This window comes from Micromonospora nigra (genome assembly GCF_900091585.1).
Lineage (GTDB): Bacteria > Actinomycetota > Actinomycetes > Mycobacteriales > Micromonosporaceae > Micromonospora > Micromonospora nigra.
Map to the genome: position 1 here is coordinate 3,846,728 of NZ_FMHT01000003.1, position 16,700 is coordinate 3,863,427.

Genomic DNA, 16,700 nt, shown 5'->3' on the forward strand with positions numbered 1-16,700 from the left:
CGCTCGGCACCGCCCCAGGGTCGGTCGACGCCGAGCGGCACCCGACCGACATTTCGCCTGCCGCCGATCTGCGCGCTCCGCTTGACGTGCCGCTGGTGTGGGGTGACGGTGGAGTAGTGAGTGTCGCGGTGAGTTGTCCGAGATGTGGCGGTCCGGTGCGGCCGCCGGACCTGATGCACTCCGAGTCGCGCTGCCCCGACTGCGGGCCGGTGGCCCCGCTGCACGTGCCCGAGAACATCGGCGCGGACATCGTGGCCAGCGTGGTCGACCGGATCACCGCCGGGGCGGATCCCCCCCGCCGGCCGGTCGCGCCGTTGTGGTGCCCGTGGCCGCTGCCGCCCGGTTGGACCCTGACCGGAGTGGCGTGGGCGGGGGACGACCACACGGGGGTGCGGGCCACCGCGCTCTCCTGCGCCGGCCCGGAGCCGCTGAGCGGTGGGCCCGCCGACCTGGTCTTCGTGGCCGAGGAACCGGGCGTGGGGCTGGGCAGCCGCCTCGCCGGGGTGGCGGGCCCCGATCCGGGCCCGCAACTCGCCGAGGCGCTGGACGATCCGGGCCCCGGACACCCGGGCCACGTCGGTCGGGCGGGGGTCCGGGCGGCCGGTCACCCCACTCCACTGTGGTTGGTGAGTTCGCTGACAGATCGAAGCGCGTACGCCGGTGAGGCTCGGGGAATGTGGCTACATGCGATAGCCTGGCCGGCGGGTGCGGGGCATCTGCTCGCGGAGGATGTGGAACTTCACGACCTGACCGAGTGGACGCCGTCCGAACTCGTGTACGGCGCACCGTCCCCGTACTTGCACGGGAAGGCTTGACACGCCACCGGATTGTCGGGGAACGGACGCAGATCTTCACTGTACGACACCACACTGATACTCTGGGTGCCGCTGCGGTAATGGGACCCGGCGCCGCGCGAGAGGATGGCCCGCCATGGTCAAGAAGGTCCTCACCTGGGCCGGAATCGCTTTCTTGATCTTCTTCGTCGCCTATCGGCCAAACTCGGCGGCGGATGTGTTCAAGTCTCTGGGCGGCGGCATCGTGGACATCGCACAGGGCTTCGGCGACTTCTTCACCAGTCTCGTCGCCTAGCCGCCGATGGGAAGCCCCTCCGGCCCCCCCTTCGACCCGGACGACCCCGACCGGGAGCGGCGCGAGCGCGACACGGAGCCGATCCCCAGGATCGGCCCCGACGACGGCCCGGGCTACGGCTCCGGTCCGGGGTTGTCCGACGGTCCGTCCCTCTCGGACGACGCCGGCTACGGTGACGGCCCCGGCTACGCAGGTCAGGGTCGGTCCGGCAGAACCTGGGTCCGTGATCCCGAGGCGGGTTACCAGCCGCCGCAGATCTCGGAAGACGAGCTGGCCGGGCTGCGCGCCGACGCCGCCGGCATGGCCCCCCGCCGGGTACTGCCCCTGGAGGACGAACCGAGTTCCCTGGTGGCCCGCTACCTGTTCCCCACGGAGCGGTACCGGGGCGAGTGGAAACGACACTGGATCCACCTGTCCACTCCGATCCTCGTCGGCATCGCCGCGACCTTCGTGCTCGGCTACCTGTCCGGCTTCCTCGCCGGCCAGGACGTGGGTGCCCTCACCACCATCGCCGTGCTCGCCTGGTTCGCGGTGATGGGCTGGGTGGCCTGGAGGGTCGCCGACTGGTGGTACGACCGGTTCATCCTGACCAACAAGCGGGTCATGGTGGTCAACGGGATCATCACCCGCCGGGTGGCCATGATGCCGCTGGTCCGCGTCACCGACATGAAGTACGAGCAGACGCCGACCGGCCGCGCCCTCAACTACGGGACATTCGTGCTGGAGTCCGCCGGCCAGGAACAGGCGCTCCGCGAGATCAAGAACCTGCCCAACCCGAACGAGCTCTACCTGCGCGTCGTCGAGGAGATGTACGAGCCGCAGGCGGTCGAGGCGCGGCTGGGCAAGGAAGCCGACGAGGCCAAGGCCGACGACGGGGCCTGAAGGTTTTCGACCGAACATCGGAGCGATCGCGCACCTTTCGCCAATCGACCGCGCTCGTCGGTCGTGGCAGGCTGCCAGCAGGCCGGGGTTCGGAGGTGGCGGGTGACGGGCAGGGATCCTCTGGAGGAGGAGTTCCGGGATTTCGTCGCGGCCCGCTCCGGTGCCCTGCTGCGTACGGCGTACCTGTTGGCCGGGGACTGGGCCACCGCCGAGGACCTGGTGCAGACCGCGTTGACCAAGACGTACCTGGCCTGGAAGCGGCTCGGCGGCATCGAAGCTGTCGAACCGTACGCCCGCCGGGTCATGGTCAACACGTCGACCAGTTGGTGGCGGCGGCGCTGGCACGGTGAACGCCCCACAGAGGTGCTGCCCGAACGGGCCGGTGTCGACGAGATCGAGCACCAGCTCGATCGTGACCTGCTGTGGCGCCACCTTCGTGCGCTCCCGGCCCGGCAGCGGGCGGTGCTGGTCCTGCGCTACTACGAGGACATGTCCGAGGCGCAGACCGCCGCGCTGCTCGACATCGCACCGGGCACCGTCAAGAGCCAGACCTCCCGCGCCCTCACCACCCTGCGACAGCGGCTGGGTGCAGACGCCTCCGTCGACCTGCCGGTGGCGGAGCCGCCGCCCGCGCCGCGCCCCGGTCCCGGCGGCGGTCGCCGGACCGCTCCCGCCGTACCCCGGACACCCGCTGCGGCAGGCCCGCCCCTGCCGGGCGGCGGGTCCGCGACCGGGTCCGCCGCCCGGACGGACGACCGTGCTCCGGCCGACGGCCGTGCTCTGGCCGACGGTTGTGGCTCGGTGGACGGTCGTGCCGAGGCCGACGCAGCGCCGGTCCGGCCCGCCCCCGACGCGCGGCCGGCGGACCCGCCCGGGGCCGGCGAACTGGTCCCCGCCGGTGTCCGGAGTGCGCCCGACGGCCCCGGGCCGGGCCGATGAACACCTCGGCCGGTGCAGGCGACAACCGGAAGCCGGACCCGGAACGTCCATTCGACGTGCCGCAGACCCCGTTGGAACGTGCCCTCCGGCGAACCCTCGCCGACCGGGTCGCCGTGCCGCGACCGCTCGCCGCCGACCCGGCCGGTGTGGTGCTCCGCCGAGCGCGCGCCGTCCAGCGCCGCCGGGCCGTGGCCGGGGTCGCGCTGGCCGCCGTGGCCACCGTGCTGGTCAGCACCGGGGTGGCGCAACTGCACCGGGAACCCGGACGGAACACGCCCCCGGTCGTGGTGGTCGGCGACCCGGACCGGCCGGTCTGGCCGGCCCCCACGGCGTCGACGGCCCGGCCCGTGGGCCCGGACACCGTCCCGGCCGTCGCCGAGGTCGACCTGGTCGTGGGCGCGGTGATCGCCACCGCGCAGGGCCGCCGGGTCACCCTGACCGGGGTCGGCCCGGTCGAGCGGGCGCAACGGTTGCCCGACGGGGCGGGCTGGCTGGCGGTGGGCCCCCGGACGGCGGCCGGCCGGTTCCTCTGGCGGATCGCCCCCGGTGGCGCGGCCGAGGTGCTGCTGGCCGGTGCGGACGAGATCGTCGTCGACCGGGCGGGCCACCGGGTCGCCTGGCGACAGGGCGCGGAACTGGTCACCGCAGCCGTGCTGCGGGGGCAACTGACCGATTCGGTGCGGACGGCCGTACCCGCCACCGCCGACCCGGTCCTCGTGGTGGGTGAGGCCGTCCTGGTCCGCCTCGACCGGGGCCGGTCCGGTCTGGCGCTGTGGCGTCCCGACGCCGGTGCGCCGCGACCGGCGGTCGACCGGTCCGCCGTCGCCGTCGTCGGCGCACTGCCCGACGGGCGGGTGGTCGCCCAGCAGGCCGGGGCCCGCCCCTGTCTCGCCCTGCTCGACCCGGCCCGGAGCCTGGCGGCCACCCGGATCGGCTGCGTCGCCGGGCTGGGCACCGCCGGGCGGGGCGCGGTCTCGCCGGACGGACGGTGGGCCCTGGTCGACGGCACCTCGAACGGGCAGGCCGCGGCCCTCCTGGTCGACCTCGACGACCCGGCGTCGGCGCGAACCGCATTGCCGCCGGTGGCCGGTACCGCGGCCTGGACCTCCGACGACGCGGTGTTCTACCCGGACCCCGACGGCCGGCTCGTCCGGGTCGAGCCGCTCGCCGGAGCGACCGCCAGGACCACGCCGGTGGCCGGGCTGCCGTCGGGCACCCGGCCGGTCGTCGTCACGGGCAGCTGACCCGCAGCGACGTGACCCACGGGTGGCACCCGGCCCGGCGGCGGCAGGTCGGGCTGATCGCACCACCCGGCCAGGCCGCCGGTCCACGGGCAGCGCGGGGCCTGGTGGCGGCACGGCCACGGGTGGCAGGTCGCCCGGCGGCGTGGCCACGGGCGGGTTGACCCGCCGCGAGCAGCGAGCGCGTGCCGAGCAGGACGAGCAACCGGTAGCGTCGGGCGGTGACCTCGCCGCGCATCGACCTGCACACCCACTCCACGGCCAGCGACGGCACCCTCAGCCCCGAGGAACTGGTGCGCGCGGCCGCCCGCACCGGGCTCGACGTCGTGGCGATCACCGACCACGACACCACCGCGGGTTGGGAGCCGGCGCTGCGGGCGTTGCCGCGCGGGCTGCGCCTGGTCCGCGGCGCGGAGATCTCCTGCCGGTGGTACGGCGAACAGCCGGCCGTGCCGCTGCACCTGCTGGCGTACCTCTTCGATCCGGACCACCCCGACCTCGTCGCGGAGCTGGCCCGGGTACGGGCGGCGCGGGAGGAACGGGGCGAGCGGACCGTGGCGTTGCTGCGCGCCGACGGGGTCGACGTCAGCTGGCCGGAGATCCTGGCCGGCGCGGCCGGCGGGACGGTGGGACGCCCGCACATCGCGCAGGCGCTGATCCGCGCCGGACTGGTGACCACCACGACGGAGGCGTTCGGGCGGGACTGGCTGGGGGAGCGGTACCGGCTGCCCAAGGAGGACATCGACGTGTTCCGGGCGGTGCGGCTGATCCGGGCCGCCGGTGGGGTGCCGGTGTTCGCCCACCCCCGGGCCACCCGGCGGGGCCGGATCGTGCCCGACCGGCTGATCGCCGAGCTGGCCGAGGTCGGACTGGCCGGACTCGAAGCCGACCACGAGGACCATTCGCCGGCCGAGCGGGCGCACGTGAGGGCCCTGGCCGACGAGCTGGGCCTGCTGGTCACCGGCTCGTCGGACTTCCACGGCACGCACAAGACCGTCCGGCTGGGCGCCTGCACCACCGCCCCGGAAGCGTACGAACGGATCGTCGCCGAGGCGTCCGGAGTGACCGAGGTCGCTTCCGGCTGATCCGAGTTTCCGCCGCAGCCGGCGCGGCTACGTTGTCCGGGTGGATCTCAAGCTCTTCGGCGAGGTCTTCGTGACCCTGCTGGTCATCGTCGACCCGCCGGGCATGATGCCGATCTTCCTCGCGCTCACCGGTCCGCTGGCCGCCCGGGACCGTAACCGGGCCGCCTGGCAGGCGGTGGCGCTGGCGCTGGGCGTCATCGTGATCTTCGCGGTGGCCGGCCAGACGCTGCTCGACTACCTGCACGTCGACCTGCCGGCGTTGCAGGCCGCCGGCGGGTTGCTGCTCGTCCTCGTCGCACTGGAACTGCTGACCGGCAAGGCCGACGACCCGAGCCACCAGACCACCTCCAACATCGCCCTGGTGCCGCTGGGCACCCCGCTGCTGGCCGGGCCGGGCGCGATCGTGGCCACCATGCTCTTCGTGCAGCAGGCCGACGGCGCGGCGGAGTACGTCGCCATCGCCGCCGCCATCGTCGCCGTGATGCTCACGGTGTGGGTCGTGCTGCGCTACTCGGGCGGCATCGTGAAGGTGCTGCGCCCCGGCGGCATCGAGGTGCTCACCCGGATCGCCGGCCTGCTGCTGGCGGCCATCGCCGTGCAGCTCATCGCCGACGCTGTCGCCGCGTTCGTGACCCAGTACGCCACGACGACCTGACCGCCTGCGCGACACTGTCGGGGGTGGATGGCAGGATCTTCAGGCGTGCGACGACCCTCCCCACCCGGCCGGAACTCCGCGGCGGGCGGCCGGGCGCCCCGGCCCCGCGACGCCCAGCCCGAGCAGCTCGGCTTCGAGGGCATGCCCGAGCGGCTGTTCGTCTGCACCCCCAGCAAGCTGGGCGCGTTCGAAGACTGCCCCCGCCGCTACCGCTACGCGTACGTCGACCGGCCCGCGCCGCCCAAGGGCCCGCCGTGGGCACACAACTCGCTCGGTGCGAGCGTGCACACCGCCCTGAAGAACTGGTATGCGCTGCCCGTCGACCGCCGGCGCCCGGAGGTGCTGCCCACCCTGCTCAAGGGCACCTGGGTCCGCGAGGGCTACCGCGACGACGAGCAGGAGCGCGCCGCGTACCGGCGGGCGCTGGGCTGGCTGGAGGCGTACGTCGACGGGCTCGACCCGGCCGACGAACCCGTCGGCGTGGAGCGGGTGGTCGCGGTGAAGACGGGGGTGCTGGCGTTCAACGGCCGCACCGACCGGATCGACTCCCGCCCGGGTGAGCAGGGCTCCGAGCTGGTCATCGTCGACTACAAGACCGGCCGCACCGGGTTGGACGCGGACGACGCGCGCGGCTCTCAGGCGCTGGCCCTGTACGCGTACGCGGCGGAGCGGGTCTTCCGCCGGCCCTGCCGGCGGGTCGAGCTGCACCACCTCCCCACGGGCACGGTCGCCGGGCACGACCACACCACCGACTCGCTGGCCCGCCACCTGTCCCGCGCGGAGGGCGCGGCCCGCGACATCATGGCCGCGGAGCGGGAGGTCGCCGACGGCGCGGACCCGGACGCGGCCTTCCCGACCGCGCCCGGCCCGCGCTGCGGCTGGTGCGACTACCGGCGCGCCTGCCCGGCCGGCGCGCAGGCCCCGGGCAAGGAGCCGTGGGCGGCCGTCGAGCGGTTGGCGGAGCCGGCGGCCGGCGAGGGCTGACGCGCTCGTTCGGGACGCGGGAAGGGGTCAGGCCCGGAGGGGTGACCGGTTCAACCGGCGACCGTGCCGGTGAGACGGGCCGCCCGCTCCTTCGCGGCCTGCTGCATCGGCCCCTCCCGGTAGCGGCGGGGCACGGCGGCCAGAGCGAGCCGCAGCGTGCGGACGGTCAGGTCGGCGGACAGCGCGGTCGTGGGTAGGCCGAGCCCTCCGTAGAGCCGCCGGGCCCAGGCCGGCAGCAGCGCGAGGGCGGTCCCGGCGATGCCCAGGTACGCCCACCGGGGCGGCCCCAGGTTGAGCCCCACCCTGGCTGGCAGGCTGAGCTTCCACGGCAGCGGCGGAGCGGTCAGGAACAGTGCCGTCTCGGCGGCCTCGCGGGTCATCCGCAGTTCGGGTCGTACGCTGCCGTAGTAGGTCGCCACCTCGGCGGCGGTGCCCGGCACGCTGTCCGGGTCGAGACCGACCAGGGCGGCGGCACGGCGCTGCTCGCCGTAGTAGCGGTCCACCTCGTCGTCGGTCAGCGACAGGCCGGCCCGGCGGGCGGTGTCCAGGAACGATTCCACCTCGGTGACGTGCACCCACCGGAGCAGGTCGGGTTCGTCGACGCGGAACCGCTCCCCGGTGGCGGGATCGACAGCGGTCATCCGGGCGTGCAGCCGGCGCAGCCGGCTCCCTGCTGCCTCCGCCTCGGCGGTGGTGCCGTAGACGGTGGTGCCCACGTAGGTGGCGGTGCGCACCAGCCGGCCCCAGGCGTCCGTTCGGTAGTTGCTGTTCTGCGCCACCCCCGCCATGGCCCGGGGGTGCAGCGCCTGGAGGTAGAGCGAGCGCAGGCCGGCGACGATCAGGATCGGCTCCTCGTGCAGTTTCCACGTGACCGATCCGGGACCGAAGAGGCCGAGGTCGTCGGATTCCACCGCCCAAGCGTGCCACGCCCGCGGCGGGTCTGCCCGGCCTGCGTGGCCTGCGGCTGTCCCGACGGTCGACCGCGCGGCGGCGGGACCGGCCGGCGTCGCCTGAACCGTGCCCACCCGTGCTGCGGGTAGCCGGATGACGACTCTGGGCGGGGAGGCCGGTTCGCCGTACGCTGGCACCTCCGCGACCCGCGACTACCCCCGGAGATGGCGATGTTCGAACAGGTGTTGGGCCTACCGATGCACGTCCTGGTGATCCACGCCGCAGTGGTGTTCGTGCCGCTGCTCGTCGTCCTCGCCGTGGCGTACGCAGTGCTGCCCCGGTTCCGCAGGCGCCTCGACTGGGCGGTGGCGGCGTTGGTGGTGGTCGCGCCGCTGACCACGTGGGTGGCGGTGCAGTCCGGCGAGGCCCTCCACCGGCGGCAGATCGAGCGCGGTTTCTCCGGCGAGATCCTCGACAAGCTCGCCGAGCACCAGCGTTACGGCGACGCCCTGTTCCTCTACACCGTGCCGCTCGCGGTGGTGGTCGCACTGCTCCTGGTGGCGACCAGTGGGCACGCCCGGGTGCCGGCGCTGCCCCGGTGGGTCGTCCCCGTGCTGGGCGTGGTGATCGTCGTGCTGGGGGTCGTCACGCTGGTCCACCTCTACCTGACCGGGCACTCCGGAGCCGACGCGGCCTGGGGCAACACCTGGTGAACCGCCGTTCGGCCGCCTGGCCGGGCCGCCCGTCGCGGGCGCGTGCACGTGTCGGCCGTTGTCGGCCGTCTGGTCAGAAGACGACCCGGGTGCAGAGTAGGCAGAGCAGCCCCAGCAGTACGACGCCGGCGACCGCGCCGACGCTCCAGGTGAGCCGCTGGGCCCGCTGCTCGTCGGCGTCGAGCGCGTCCATGTCCTGAGCCGGCAGCCGGCGGGGCGGGGGGACCTGCACGTGCACCGGCGGACGCCAGCCGGCCGGCGGCGGAACACTGGCCGGTGGGCCGCCGTAGCCTCCGGACCCACCGCGGGGACCGTCGGGTGGGCTGCCGGTGGCTGTGGGGTGGAACCCGGAACCCGGAGCCCGGTCCGGGGATCCCGTGACGTGCGGCCCGTCCGCGTCGGAGCCGGGCCGGCGCCACGGGTCGTCGGGGGCCGGTTCGGGTCGGGGGGTCGTCACGCCGTCCGACGCTACCAACCGGGGGCGTCGCCCGGCCGGCGGTACGCGACCGCCGCGCCGAGCCGCCGTTGATCGTGCCCGGTCCCGCAGCGGGTGGTATCGGCGAGCGGGTGGAGTCGGCGCGACAATGTCCGGGGCGCCGGGTGGGCTGCGCTAACCTTGCCGATCGTGAGGACCGAGGATCCCGGGGCGCGCGGCGACGACGACCGCACGGTCGACCTGAGCGACGATTTCGTGGTGCTGCCCGAGCAGACCGCAGACGACACCGACCGTGGCTGGGGTGAACGCGTCGACGGCAACGACGACTGGCTGCTGGCCGAACGTCCGCCCCACTGGGGCTGACCGCCGGGTGCCTGTGGAACTGCTGGCGGCCGGCGTGCCTCAGGAGCTGCTGGCGGCCGCCGGTGCCTTGGCCGCCCCGCCGCCCGAGCCCGACCCGGATCCGCCCGACCCCGAACCGCTCGACGTCGAGCCACCACCCGAGCCACCCGACGAACCGGACGAGGCCGAGGACGAGGACGACGAGCCGGAGTCCCCGCCGGACGGGGCGTCGGACTTCGCGGGCTTCGCGCCGTTGCCCTTGCCGCCGTTCTCGGAACCGGAGGAACGGGAGTCGGTGCGGTAGAAGCCGGAGCCCTTGAAGACGACGCCGACGGAGTTGAACACCTTCCGCAGTCGCCCCTCGCACGCCGGGCACTCGGTCAGCGGATCGTCGGAGAAGGACTGCACCGCCTCGAGCTGGTTGCCGCACGCGGTGCAGGCGTACTGGTACGTGGGCACGTTCTCCTCCGGATCGGACGCGGCCGGTTTGGCACTCGACGTATTCGAGTGCCAATGGTGCGTCATTGCCCCCCGGTTCGTCCAGCGGACGTGTGGGGCACGACACCCGGCTTCCCGTTCAGCGTACGCAGGCCGTCGGTGGGGGTGACCACCGCGCGTACGGCACGGTCGTGCGGCGCGGCGGGAAGACGGTCGACCAGTTCGCCGTCGTGCAGGGGAACCACGGTGAGGGTGTCGGCCGGCACCCTCACCAGGGCCCGGTCGTAGGAGCCGCCGCCCCGACCCAGGCGCAGCCCGCGCCGGTCCACCGCCACCGCCGGCACCACGACCAGCTCCGCCCCGGCCACCGCGGTCATCCCCAGGCGTGGCCCGGCCGGTTCGCGCATGCCCCGCCCCGCCGCGACGAGGTTCTCGGGGCCCGTCCACGCCCCCCAGTCCAGGTCGAGGTCGTCGCGCAGCACCGGAAGCAGCAGCCGCGCCCCTGCCGGCAGCGCCCCGGCCAGCACCCCCGGCAGGTCCGGTCCGCCGGGCTCGGTGCCGACCGGCACGTACGCCGCGACCAGGCGCGGGCGCAGCCGGCGTACCAGGGCCACCAGCTCGGCCTGGACGCGCGCCGCCGCCGTCGCCCGCTGGTCGGCGGTCGAGGCCCGGCGGCGGGCGAGCACCGCGACCCGCACGGCCCGCTTCGCATCAGCGGTCACTTCTGCTTCTTCCGCAAATTCCGGCACGCAACACTCCTCACGCAACGCCTGTCTCGTGGTCGCGCTGTGTCAGCATCGCAGGCATCGGTCGCGCAACTTCCGGGGGGAAAGCGTTGACGCTACGCGGGCGGTTGACCGCAGCCTTCCTGGCTGTGGTGCTCGGCCCGGTGCTGCTCGGCGCGATCTTCATCGCCGCCACCGTCGCCGCCATCGACCGTGGCCGCGCCACCGAACGTCTCGCCGTCGCCGCCGGCGCCGTACGCACCTCGGTCGACGCCCTCTGCCAACAGCTCCGCGCCGCCGCCGACGCGGTGGCCCTCGCCGATGACCCGGCCAGGGCCGCCGGTCAGGTGGTCAGCCGGGGGCTCGCCGCCGCCGTGCTGGTCACCGACCCCACCGGGCGGGCCGTGCACGCCACCCCGGACCCCCCGCCCGCGCCCTGGCGGGACTGCGCGGCGGCCGGGCGGACCGGCGAACCGGTGGGGGCGCTCACCGTCCGGGTGGAGCTGCGCGACACCGCCGGCACCGCGCTGGGTGGCGTCGTCGTCGCGCAGCCGGTCGATCCGGCCTTCGTGGCCCGTCTCGCGGCGGTGACGGGGGTGGCGGTCACCCTCCTCGACCCCGCCGGGACGCCCGCCCGGGTCGCCCACACCACCGAGGCGACCGGGGCGCGCGAGGCCGTACTGGCCGCCGCCGGCACCCTGCGCGGCGAGCGCGTCACCGAGACCGACGACGGCCGGTACGTCCGCCTCGCCGGCCCGGTTGAGGGGCAGCCACTGCCGTTGGTGCTGTCGGTGCCCAGCGGCCAGCCGCCGGGCCTGCACGCCACACTGGTCACGCTGGTGCTGCTCGCCGCCCTGGCGGCGGTCGCCGTCGCCTGGCGGCTGGCCCGGGTGACCACCCGACCGCTGGTGGAACTGGCCGCCGCCGTGGACCGGGTGGCCGGCGGTGACCTGACGCCCCGCGTCCCGGTGCGCACCCACGACGAGATCGGTCGGCTCGCCGGGGCCTTCAACCGGATGACCCGGGAGACCGGCAGTTACGTGGCGGCGCTGACCAGCAGTCGCGACCAGCTACGGGGCCATCTCGCGGTGCTCGGTGACACCCTGGCCAGCACCCACGACCTGCAACGCATCCTGCGGGTGATCCTGCACAGCGCGATCGCGGCGACCGGCGCGCGGGCCGGTGCGGTGCTGCTCACCGACGACGCGGGGACGCTGGTCGCCCGCTGCACCGAGGGGCTGGACGACCGGCCGACGCCGGACGGGCCGGTCCGGGTGCCGCTGGGCAGCGGCGTGGTCGGGGTGGTCGCCACCACCGGGCAGCCCCGCCGGGGGCGGGTGGAGGCGTCCTCCGTCCCGGTGGGCGAGCCGACCTGCCGGACGTACATCGCGGTGCCGTTCGCCGCGCCCGGTGACGACCCGGCGGGTCGCGGCGGCGAGCCGGGCGGACCGGCGGACCCGGAGCCGACCGGGCGACGTCCCGACGTTGCGCCCGACGGCTGCGGCGGGGGGGCGCTGGGCGTGCTGGCGCTGTACGACCGGCTCGGGGCGGACGAGTTCGACGACGACGACCTCGTCACCCTGCGCACCTTCGCCGGGCACGCGGCCGTGGCGGTGGACAACGTCCGGATGCACGAGGAGGCGCAGCGGCTGTCGCTGACCGACCCGCTGACCGGGCTGTGGAACTACCGCTACCTGCGCGAGTCCCTTCGTCGGGAGGTGGAACGGGCGAGCCGGTTCGGCCGGATGCTCAGCGTCCTGGCGCTCGACCTGGACCGCTTCAAGCAGGTCAACGACAGCTACGGCCACGCGGCCGGCGACGCCGTGCTGGCCGAGTTCGCCCGCCGGGTACGCGGCGAGATCCGCGAGGTCGACCTCGCGTTCCGGCAGGGCGGCGAGGAGTTCGTGGTGCTGCTGCCGGAGACCGACGCCCGGGGGGCGGCCACCGTCGCGGAACGCCTCGGCGCGGCGGTCCGCGGCACGCCCGTACCCGTCGAGGGGCACGCGGACGCCCGACTCGCCGTGCCCATCACCGTCTCCATCGGCATCGCCGTCTACCCGGACCACGCCACCACCGGTGGGCAGGTGCTGGAGGCCGCCGACGAGGCCCTCTACGCCGCCAAGGCGGGCGGCCGGGACACCTGGCGGGTCGCCGCCGTCAGCGCCGCACCGCCGACCCGCGAGATCCCGCTGCCGACGGGGGCGCACAGCCCCGACGACGGGCTGCCCCGGGCCGGTGGAACGCCCACCACCGGCGGCGCGTCTTCCGGTCCTCACCCGCCGCGGCAGAGCCGTGGCCGATAGTCTCGCGACATGTCGGAGCACTCAGCGAACCCCTCAGCGGCCGCCGCGACCGGCCGCCCCCGCGCGGTCAAGGCCGTCATTCCGGCCGCCGGCCTGGCCACCCGGTTCCTGCCGGCCACCAAGGCGGTGCCCAAGGAACTGCTACCGGTGGTCGACCGGCCCGTGTTGCAGTACATCGTCGAGGAGGCGACCCAGGCCGGGATCGGCGACGTCCTGCTGATCACCGGCCGTGGCAAGACGTCGATGGTGGACCACTTCGACCGCCGACCCGACCTGGAGGAACGGCTGGCGAAGAAGCCCGAGCTGCTCGCCGCCGTCAAGCGGACGGAGGAACTGGCCGCCATCTACACCTGCCGGCAGCCCGAGCAGCTCGGCCTGGGCAACGCCGTCGGGTACGCCGAGTCGCACGTGGGCGACCAGCCGTTCGCGGTGCTGCTGGGCGACGAGTTCGTCAAGCCGTCCGAACCGCTGCTGCCGGCGATGCTGGAGTTGCAGGCCCGCACCGGCGGCGTCGTGCTGGCCTTCTTCGAGGTCGACCCGGCCGAGACCACGCGCTACGGCATCGCCTCGGTGGAGCCGGCCGAGGCGGAGCTGACCGACGTCGGCGAGGTCGTCCGGGTCACCGGCATGGTGGAGAAGCCGAAGCCGGAGGACGCCCCCAGCAACCTCGCCGTGCTCGGCCGGTACGTGCTCCCGGGGCGGATCTTCGACGCGATCCGGCGCACGGGGCCCGGCAGCGGCGGCGAGATCCAGCTGACCGACGCGATGGAGTTGCTGCGCAGCGAAGGCGTCCCGGTGCACGCCATCGTCTACCGGGGAACCCGCTACGACACCGGCATGCCGCTGGGCTACCTCCAGACCGTCGTCCAGATCGCCGCCGAACGCGACGACCTCGGCCCCGAGTTCCGCAAGTGGTTGGCCGAGTTCGTCAACACCGACGCGTCGGGCGGTCCGAGTAGATGACCGCGACGGCCGACGCCGAGGCGGCCGCGAACGAGTTGACGCCGCTCGCCGACTACCTGGGCAGTGTGCTGCGCAGGTTGCGCGCGCTGCCTCCGCTCGACCTCGACCTCACCCAGGCCCACGGCAACGTCCTCGCCGAGGACGTCGTGGCGCCGCACTCCTTCCCGGCGTTCGACCAGGCGGCGGTCGACGGGTACGCCGCCCGCTGGGAGGACATCGCCGGCGGGGGCCGGGGCGTCGGATACGTCCCGGCCCAGGCCGGTCGGCCGGCCCGCAGCGTACGGCTCAACGTGGTCGGTGACCTCGGCGCGGCGAGCTGGCGGCCGGTGCGGCTGACTCCCGGCTCCTGCTTCTCGGTGGCCGCCGGTGCGCCGCTGCCGATCACCGCCGACGTGGTGGTCCCCGTGGAGTGGACCGACCAGGGCATGGCGGCGGTGGAGATCTTCCGCGTCCCCAAACGGGGGTACGGGGTCCGCAAGGTCGGTGAGGAACTGCCGGCCGGCAGCCTGCTCGCCCGGGCCGGCACGTACGTCTCCCCGGCGCTGGTGGCGGTGCTCGCCGCCACCGGCATCGGGCACGTGGTGGTGCGGCCCAGCCCTCGGGTGGTCATCGTGGCCACCGGCGACGAACTGGTCGACGTGGGCCGGGGCAGCCAGCCCGGCCAGGTGGTGGACGCCAACTCCCACGCCCTGACCGCGGCGGCGGCGGAGGCGGGCGCGCTGGCGTACCGGGTGGGCATCTGCGACGACGACCCGGAGGGGCTGCGCGGCCTGCTGGAGGACCAGACGCTCCGCGCCGACCTGATCATCACGACCGGCGGCACCGGGACCGGACCGGGGGACATGGTGCGCCGGATCCTGTCCCGGCGGGACGGCGGCCGGGCCGGGCCGGTCGTGTTCACCGAGGTGGCCCTCTATCCCGGCACCGCCCTGGGTTTCGGCACGGTCGGCGCGGAGGAGGTGCCGGTGGTGTGCCTGCCCGGTGACCCGGGGGCCGCGCTGATCGGCTTCGAGGTGTTGGCCCGCCCCGCCATCAACCTGCTGGCCGGGTCGGAGCCGGTGTTCCGGCCCAGCGTCCGGGCCCACCTGCTGGAGACGGTCTCCTCGCCCGGCGGGCTGCGCGAGTTCCGCCCGGCACACGTCGCAGAACGACGCGGTGGAGGTTACACTGTGCAGCCGCTCAGCGGCGGGCCGTTCACCCTGTCCGGCCTGGCGGAGGCGAACGGCCTGCTGGTGCTCGGCGAGCGGGTGACCACCGCCGCCGCCGGGTCCACCGTGGACGTCCTGCTGCTGGACCGTCGCCGGTGAGCGCCACCGACGGCTGATGGAGGATGGGGCCAGGTGAGTCTGTTCCGGAGCCGGCGAACACCGGGCTGGCCGGCCGTCCTGGTGGACGGTCCGGTGCTGCTGCGGCCGTACCGACGTTCCGACGCGGCGGCCTGGTCGGAGATCCGACGCGCCAACCGGGCGTGGCTGGCTCCCTGGGAGTCGTCCCTGCCGGGCAGCTGGGACGAGCTGAACTCGCCGACGTCGTTCCGCTACGTCCATCGTGACCAGCGCCGATCGGCGCGCGTCGGCGAGGGGATGCCCTTCGCGGTCTGCCTGTACTCCGAGGGTGTCGAGCGGCTGGTGGGCCACCTCAACGTGGGCAACATCGTGCGGCGGGCATTCTGCTCCGGCTACGTCGGATACTGGGTCGATTCCCGGGTGGCCGGTCGCGGGGTCATCCCCACCGCACTGGCGCTCGCCGTGGACCACGCGTTCGGCCCCGGTGGCCTGCACCGGATCGAGGTGAACATCCGACCCGAGAACCGGCCGTCCCGCCGGGTGGTGGAGAAGCTCGGCTTCCGCGAGGAGGCGTACCACGCGCGCTACATGCACATCGACGGCGCCTGGCGCGACCACATCGGATATGCGATGACCTGCGAGGAGATCTCCGCAGAAGGCGGCCTGCTGGCCCGGTGGCACCGGCGGCGCGCGCACGCCGCGTGAGTCGTCCCACGCGCGTGACTCGGCGCGGCGTGTCCTTTGTCGGCCGCCCGTCCCCGTAACCTCAGGTAACTGCAAGCTGCGGCAAGCGCCGCCCGTCCGTAGGATCCTCGCACTCGGCCCCGCTCGGGAGAAGATCCTTCGACCGGGGGGTGGTTGCCCCGAACCAGGTGACGGGAGGGGTGAGGGTGCCGACGTCGGTGCTCCTCGCCGTCCTCGCCGCCGCCGGCCTGCTCGCCCTCGCCCCGGCGCTGGTCCGCCGGTACGACGCCACCGAGCGGTTGGTGGCGGAGCGGGCGCAGTCGACCGCGCGGGTGCTGCCGCGCCGTCGGCGGCGGCGCACCGTACCCGGCCGGCGGCCCGTCAACCCGTCCCGCACCCTGCGGGTCACCCTCGCCGAGAACGCCGGCGGCACCCTGGCTGCCCCGGTCTCCGGCCCACCCGTGCCCGGCGCCTCGACCGGCCGCCGGTCGCGCCGGTTACGGTCGGTGCCGCCGGCCGGCCGCTCCCGCCGCCGCCCACCCGCCGGCCGCCACACCCCGGCGATCTACCGCCGCCGCCGGGTACTGGCCGCTCTCCTCCTGCTCAACGCGGTCGAGCTGGTCGGCGTGGCGGTCGTCGGTCCCGGCTTCTGGATCAGCTTCTCGGTCACGGTCGCCCTCCTGGTGATCTATGTGGCCCGCCTGCGTGCGCACGCCCTGGCCGATCGTCGTCGTCGCCGGGCCCGCGCCCGCGAGGCCGCCTGGCTGGCCGCCCGCCAGGCCGAGGTGCGCCGCGAGCAGGCCCGCCGGGCGGCGGCCCGTCGGGAGGCGCAGCGCCGCCTGGCGGCCCAGCGCGAGGCGGTACGTCGTGCCGCCATGGGTCTCGACCGGCCCTCCGATCTGCCGGCCGCAGCCAGTGGAGGCTCGGTGTCGTACCGGCGCAGCGGCGGGCTGCGGGGCCGCCCTTACCAGTCGGGCCGTACCTCCCACCCGGCCTGACCGGGCCCGCACTGTGCCCGACGGGCGGGGGCGGGACGGGGCCGGG

Annotated in this window: 19 protein-coding genes; 15 read left to right on the top strand and 4 right to left on the bottom strand. The window is 74.9% G+C overall.

The window, feature by feature from the left end; genetic code table 11:
* The first annotated feature begins 128 nt into the window (after nucleotides 1–128).
* The 8 genes from GA0070616_RS16640 to GA0070616_RS16675 all read left to right on the top strand — a co-directional run bounded on the left by GA0070616_RS16640 (nucleotide 129) and on the right by GA0070616_RS16675 (nucleotide 6,875).
* Entirely contained in the window at nucleotides 129–815 is a 687-nt protein-coding gene (locus GA0070616_RS16640; RefSeq protein WP_342672275.1) for a DUF6758 family protein, read from the top strand.
* A gap of 115 nt (nucleotides 816–930) precedes the next feature.
* Nucleotides 931–1,089: a hypothetical protein gene (locus tag GA0070616_RS28195; protein WP_165942702.1), complete on the top strand. Its 159-nt coding sequence runs from the start codon at nucleotides 931–933 to the stop codon at nucleotides 1,087–1,089.
* 6 nt (nucleotides 1,090–1,095) lie between these two features.
* Entirely contained in the window at nucleotides 1,096–1,971 is an 876-nt protein-coding gene (locus GA0070616_RS16645) for a PH domain-containing protein (RefSeq protein WP_091083089.1), read from the top strand.
* A 102-nt stretch (nucleotides 1,972–2,073) separates the two neighbouring features.
* A complete protein-coding gene (locus GA0070616_RS28890) occupies nucleotides 2,074–2,910 on the top strand; it encodes a SigE family RNA polymerase sigma factor (protein ID WP_245712807.1) in 837 nt (278 codons plus the stop codon).
* Nucleotides 2,911–2,966: 56 nt separating this feature from the next.
* Nucleotides 2,967–4,154 carry a hypothetical protein gene (locus GA0070616_RS16655; protein WP_139128930.1) on the top strand — a complete coding sequence of 396 codons (1,188 nt, stop codon included), beginning with the start codon at nucleotides 2,967–2,969 and terminating at the stop codon, nucleotides 4,152–4,154.
* Between the two features lie 218 nt (nucleotides 4,155–4,372).
* Entirely contained in the window at nucleotides 4,373–5,236 is an 864-nt protein-coding gene (locus GA0070616_RS16665) for a PHP domain-containing protein (RefSeq protein ID WP_091083098.1), read from the top strand.
* 40 nt (nucleotides 5,237–5,276) lie between these two features.
* Nucleotides 5,277–5,891 (top strand): MarC family protein, encoded by a 615-nt coding sequence (locus GA0070616_RS16670; RefSeq protein WP_091083101.1) that lies wholly within the window; start codon nucleotides 5,277–5,279, stop codon nucleotides 5,889–5,891.
* 141 nt (nucleotides 5,892–6,032) lie between these two features.
* Complete coding sequence (locus tag GA0070616_RS16675; RefSeq protein ID WP_175440272.1) at nucleotides 6,033–6,875, top strand: RecB family exonuclease; 843 nt, start codon at nucleotides 6,033–6,035, stop codon at nucleotides 6,873–6,875.
* Nucleotides 6,876–6,925: 50 nt separating this feature from the next.
* On the opposite strand, the gene GA0070616_RS16680 is transcribed toward GA0070616_RS16675, so the two are convergent.
* Entirely contained in the window at nucleotides 6,926–7,786 is an 861-nt protein-coding gene (locus GA0070616_RS16680; RefSeq protein WP_091083109.1) for an oxygenase MpaB family protein, read from the bottom strand.
* A gap of 210 nt (nucleotides 7,787–7,996) precedes the next feature.
* Between GA0070616_RS16680 and GA0070616_RS16685 the strand changes: the two genes are divergently transcribed.
* Entirely contained in the window at nucleotides 7,997–8,479 is a 483-nt protein-coding gene (locus tag GA0070616_RS16685; RefSeq protein WP_091090957.1) for a DUF2231 domain-containing protein, read from the top strand.
* A gap of 73 nt (nucleotides 8,480–8,552) precedes the next feature.
* On the opposite strand, the gene GA0070616_RS29460 is transcribed toward GA0070616_RS16685, so the two are convergent.
* A complete protein-coding gene (locus GA0070616_RS29460) occupies nucleotides 8,553–8,717 on the bottom strand; it encodes a hypothetical protein (protein ID WP_425412954.1) in 165 nt (54 codons plus the stop codon).
* 387 nt (nucleotides 8,718–9,104) lie between these two features.
* Here GA0070616_RS29460 and GA0070616_RS28200 point away from each other — a divergent pair, with 387 nt between their 5' ends.
* Nucleotides 9,105–9,278, top strand: coding sequence for a hypothetical protein (locus tag GA0070616_RS28200; protein ID WP_175440105.1), 174 nt, complete (start codon nucleotides 9,105–9,107; stop codon nucleotides 9,276–9,278).
* Between the two features lie 39 nt (nucleotides 9,279–9,317).
* Here the strand turns inward: GA0070616_RS28200 and GA0070616_RS16695 are convergent, their stop codons facing one another.
* Both GA0070616_RS16695 and GA0070616_RS16700 read right to left on the bottom strand, forming a co-directional pair.
* On the bottom strand, nucleotides 9,318–9,716 hold the full coding sequence (locus tag GA0070616_RS16695; protein WP_091083115.1) for an FmdB family zinc ribbon protein: 399 nt from the start codon (nucleotides 9,714–9,716) through the stop codon (nucleotides 9,318–9,320).
* A gap of 62 nt (nucleotides 9,717–9,778) precedes the next feature.
* Nucleotides 9,779–10,417: a 5-formyltetrahydrofolate cyclo-ligase gene (locus GA0070616_RS16700; RefSeq protein WP_245712808.1), complete on the bottom strand. Its 639-nt coding sequence runs from the start codon at nucleotides 10,415–10,417 to the stop codon at nucleotides 9,779–9,781.
* 113 nt (nucleotides 10,418–10,530) lie between these two features.
* On the opposite strand from GA0070616_RS16700, the gene GA0070616_RS16705 reads away from it, so the two are divergent.
* The 5 genes from GA0070616_RS16705 to sepX all read left to right on the top strand — a co-directional run bounded on the left by GA0070616_RS16705 (nucleotide 10,531) and on the right by sepX (nucleotide 16,654).
* The gene (locus GA0070616_RS16705; protein WP_175440106.1) at nucleotides 10,531–12,723 is read left to right on the top strand and encodes a diguanylate cyclase; all 2,193 of its coding nucleotides are present in this window, start codon (nucleotides 10,531–10,533) and stop codon (nucleotides 12,721–12,723) included.
* A gap of 9 nt (nucleotides 12,724–12,732) precedes the next feature.
* Nucleotides 12,733–13,686, top strand: coding sequence for a UTP--glucose-1-phosphate uridylyltransferase (locus GA0070616_RS16710; RefSeq protein WP_091083125.1), 954 nt, complete (start codon nucleotides 12,733–12,735; stop codon nucleotides 13,684–13,686).
* Entirely contained in the window at nucleotides 13,683–14,993 is a 1,311-nt protein-coding gene (locus GA0070616_RS16715) for a molybdopterin molybdotransferase MoeA (protein WP_091083129.1), read from the top strand. Before GA0070616_RS16710 ends, GA0070616_RS16715 begins: the two co-directional genes overlap by 4 nt.
* Nucleotides 14,994–15,026: 33 nt before the next feature.
* Nucleotides 15,027–15,677 carry a GNAT family N-acetyltransferase gene (locus tag GA0070616_RS16720; RefSeq protein ID WP_091083132.1) on the top strand — a complete coding sequence of 217 codons (651 nt, stop codon included), beginning with the start codon at nucleotides 15,027–15,029 and terminating at the stop codon, nucleotides 15,675–15,677.
* A 179-nt stretch (nucleotides 15,678–15,856) separates the two neighbouring features.
* Entirely contained in the window at nucleotides 15,857–16,654 is a 798-nt protein-coding gene (sepX, locus tag GA0070616_RS16725; RefSeq protein WP_175440107.1) for a divisome protein SepX/GlpR, read from the top strand.
* Nucleotides 16,655–16,700 lie beyond the last annotated feature (46 nt).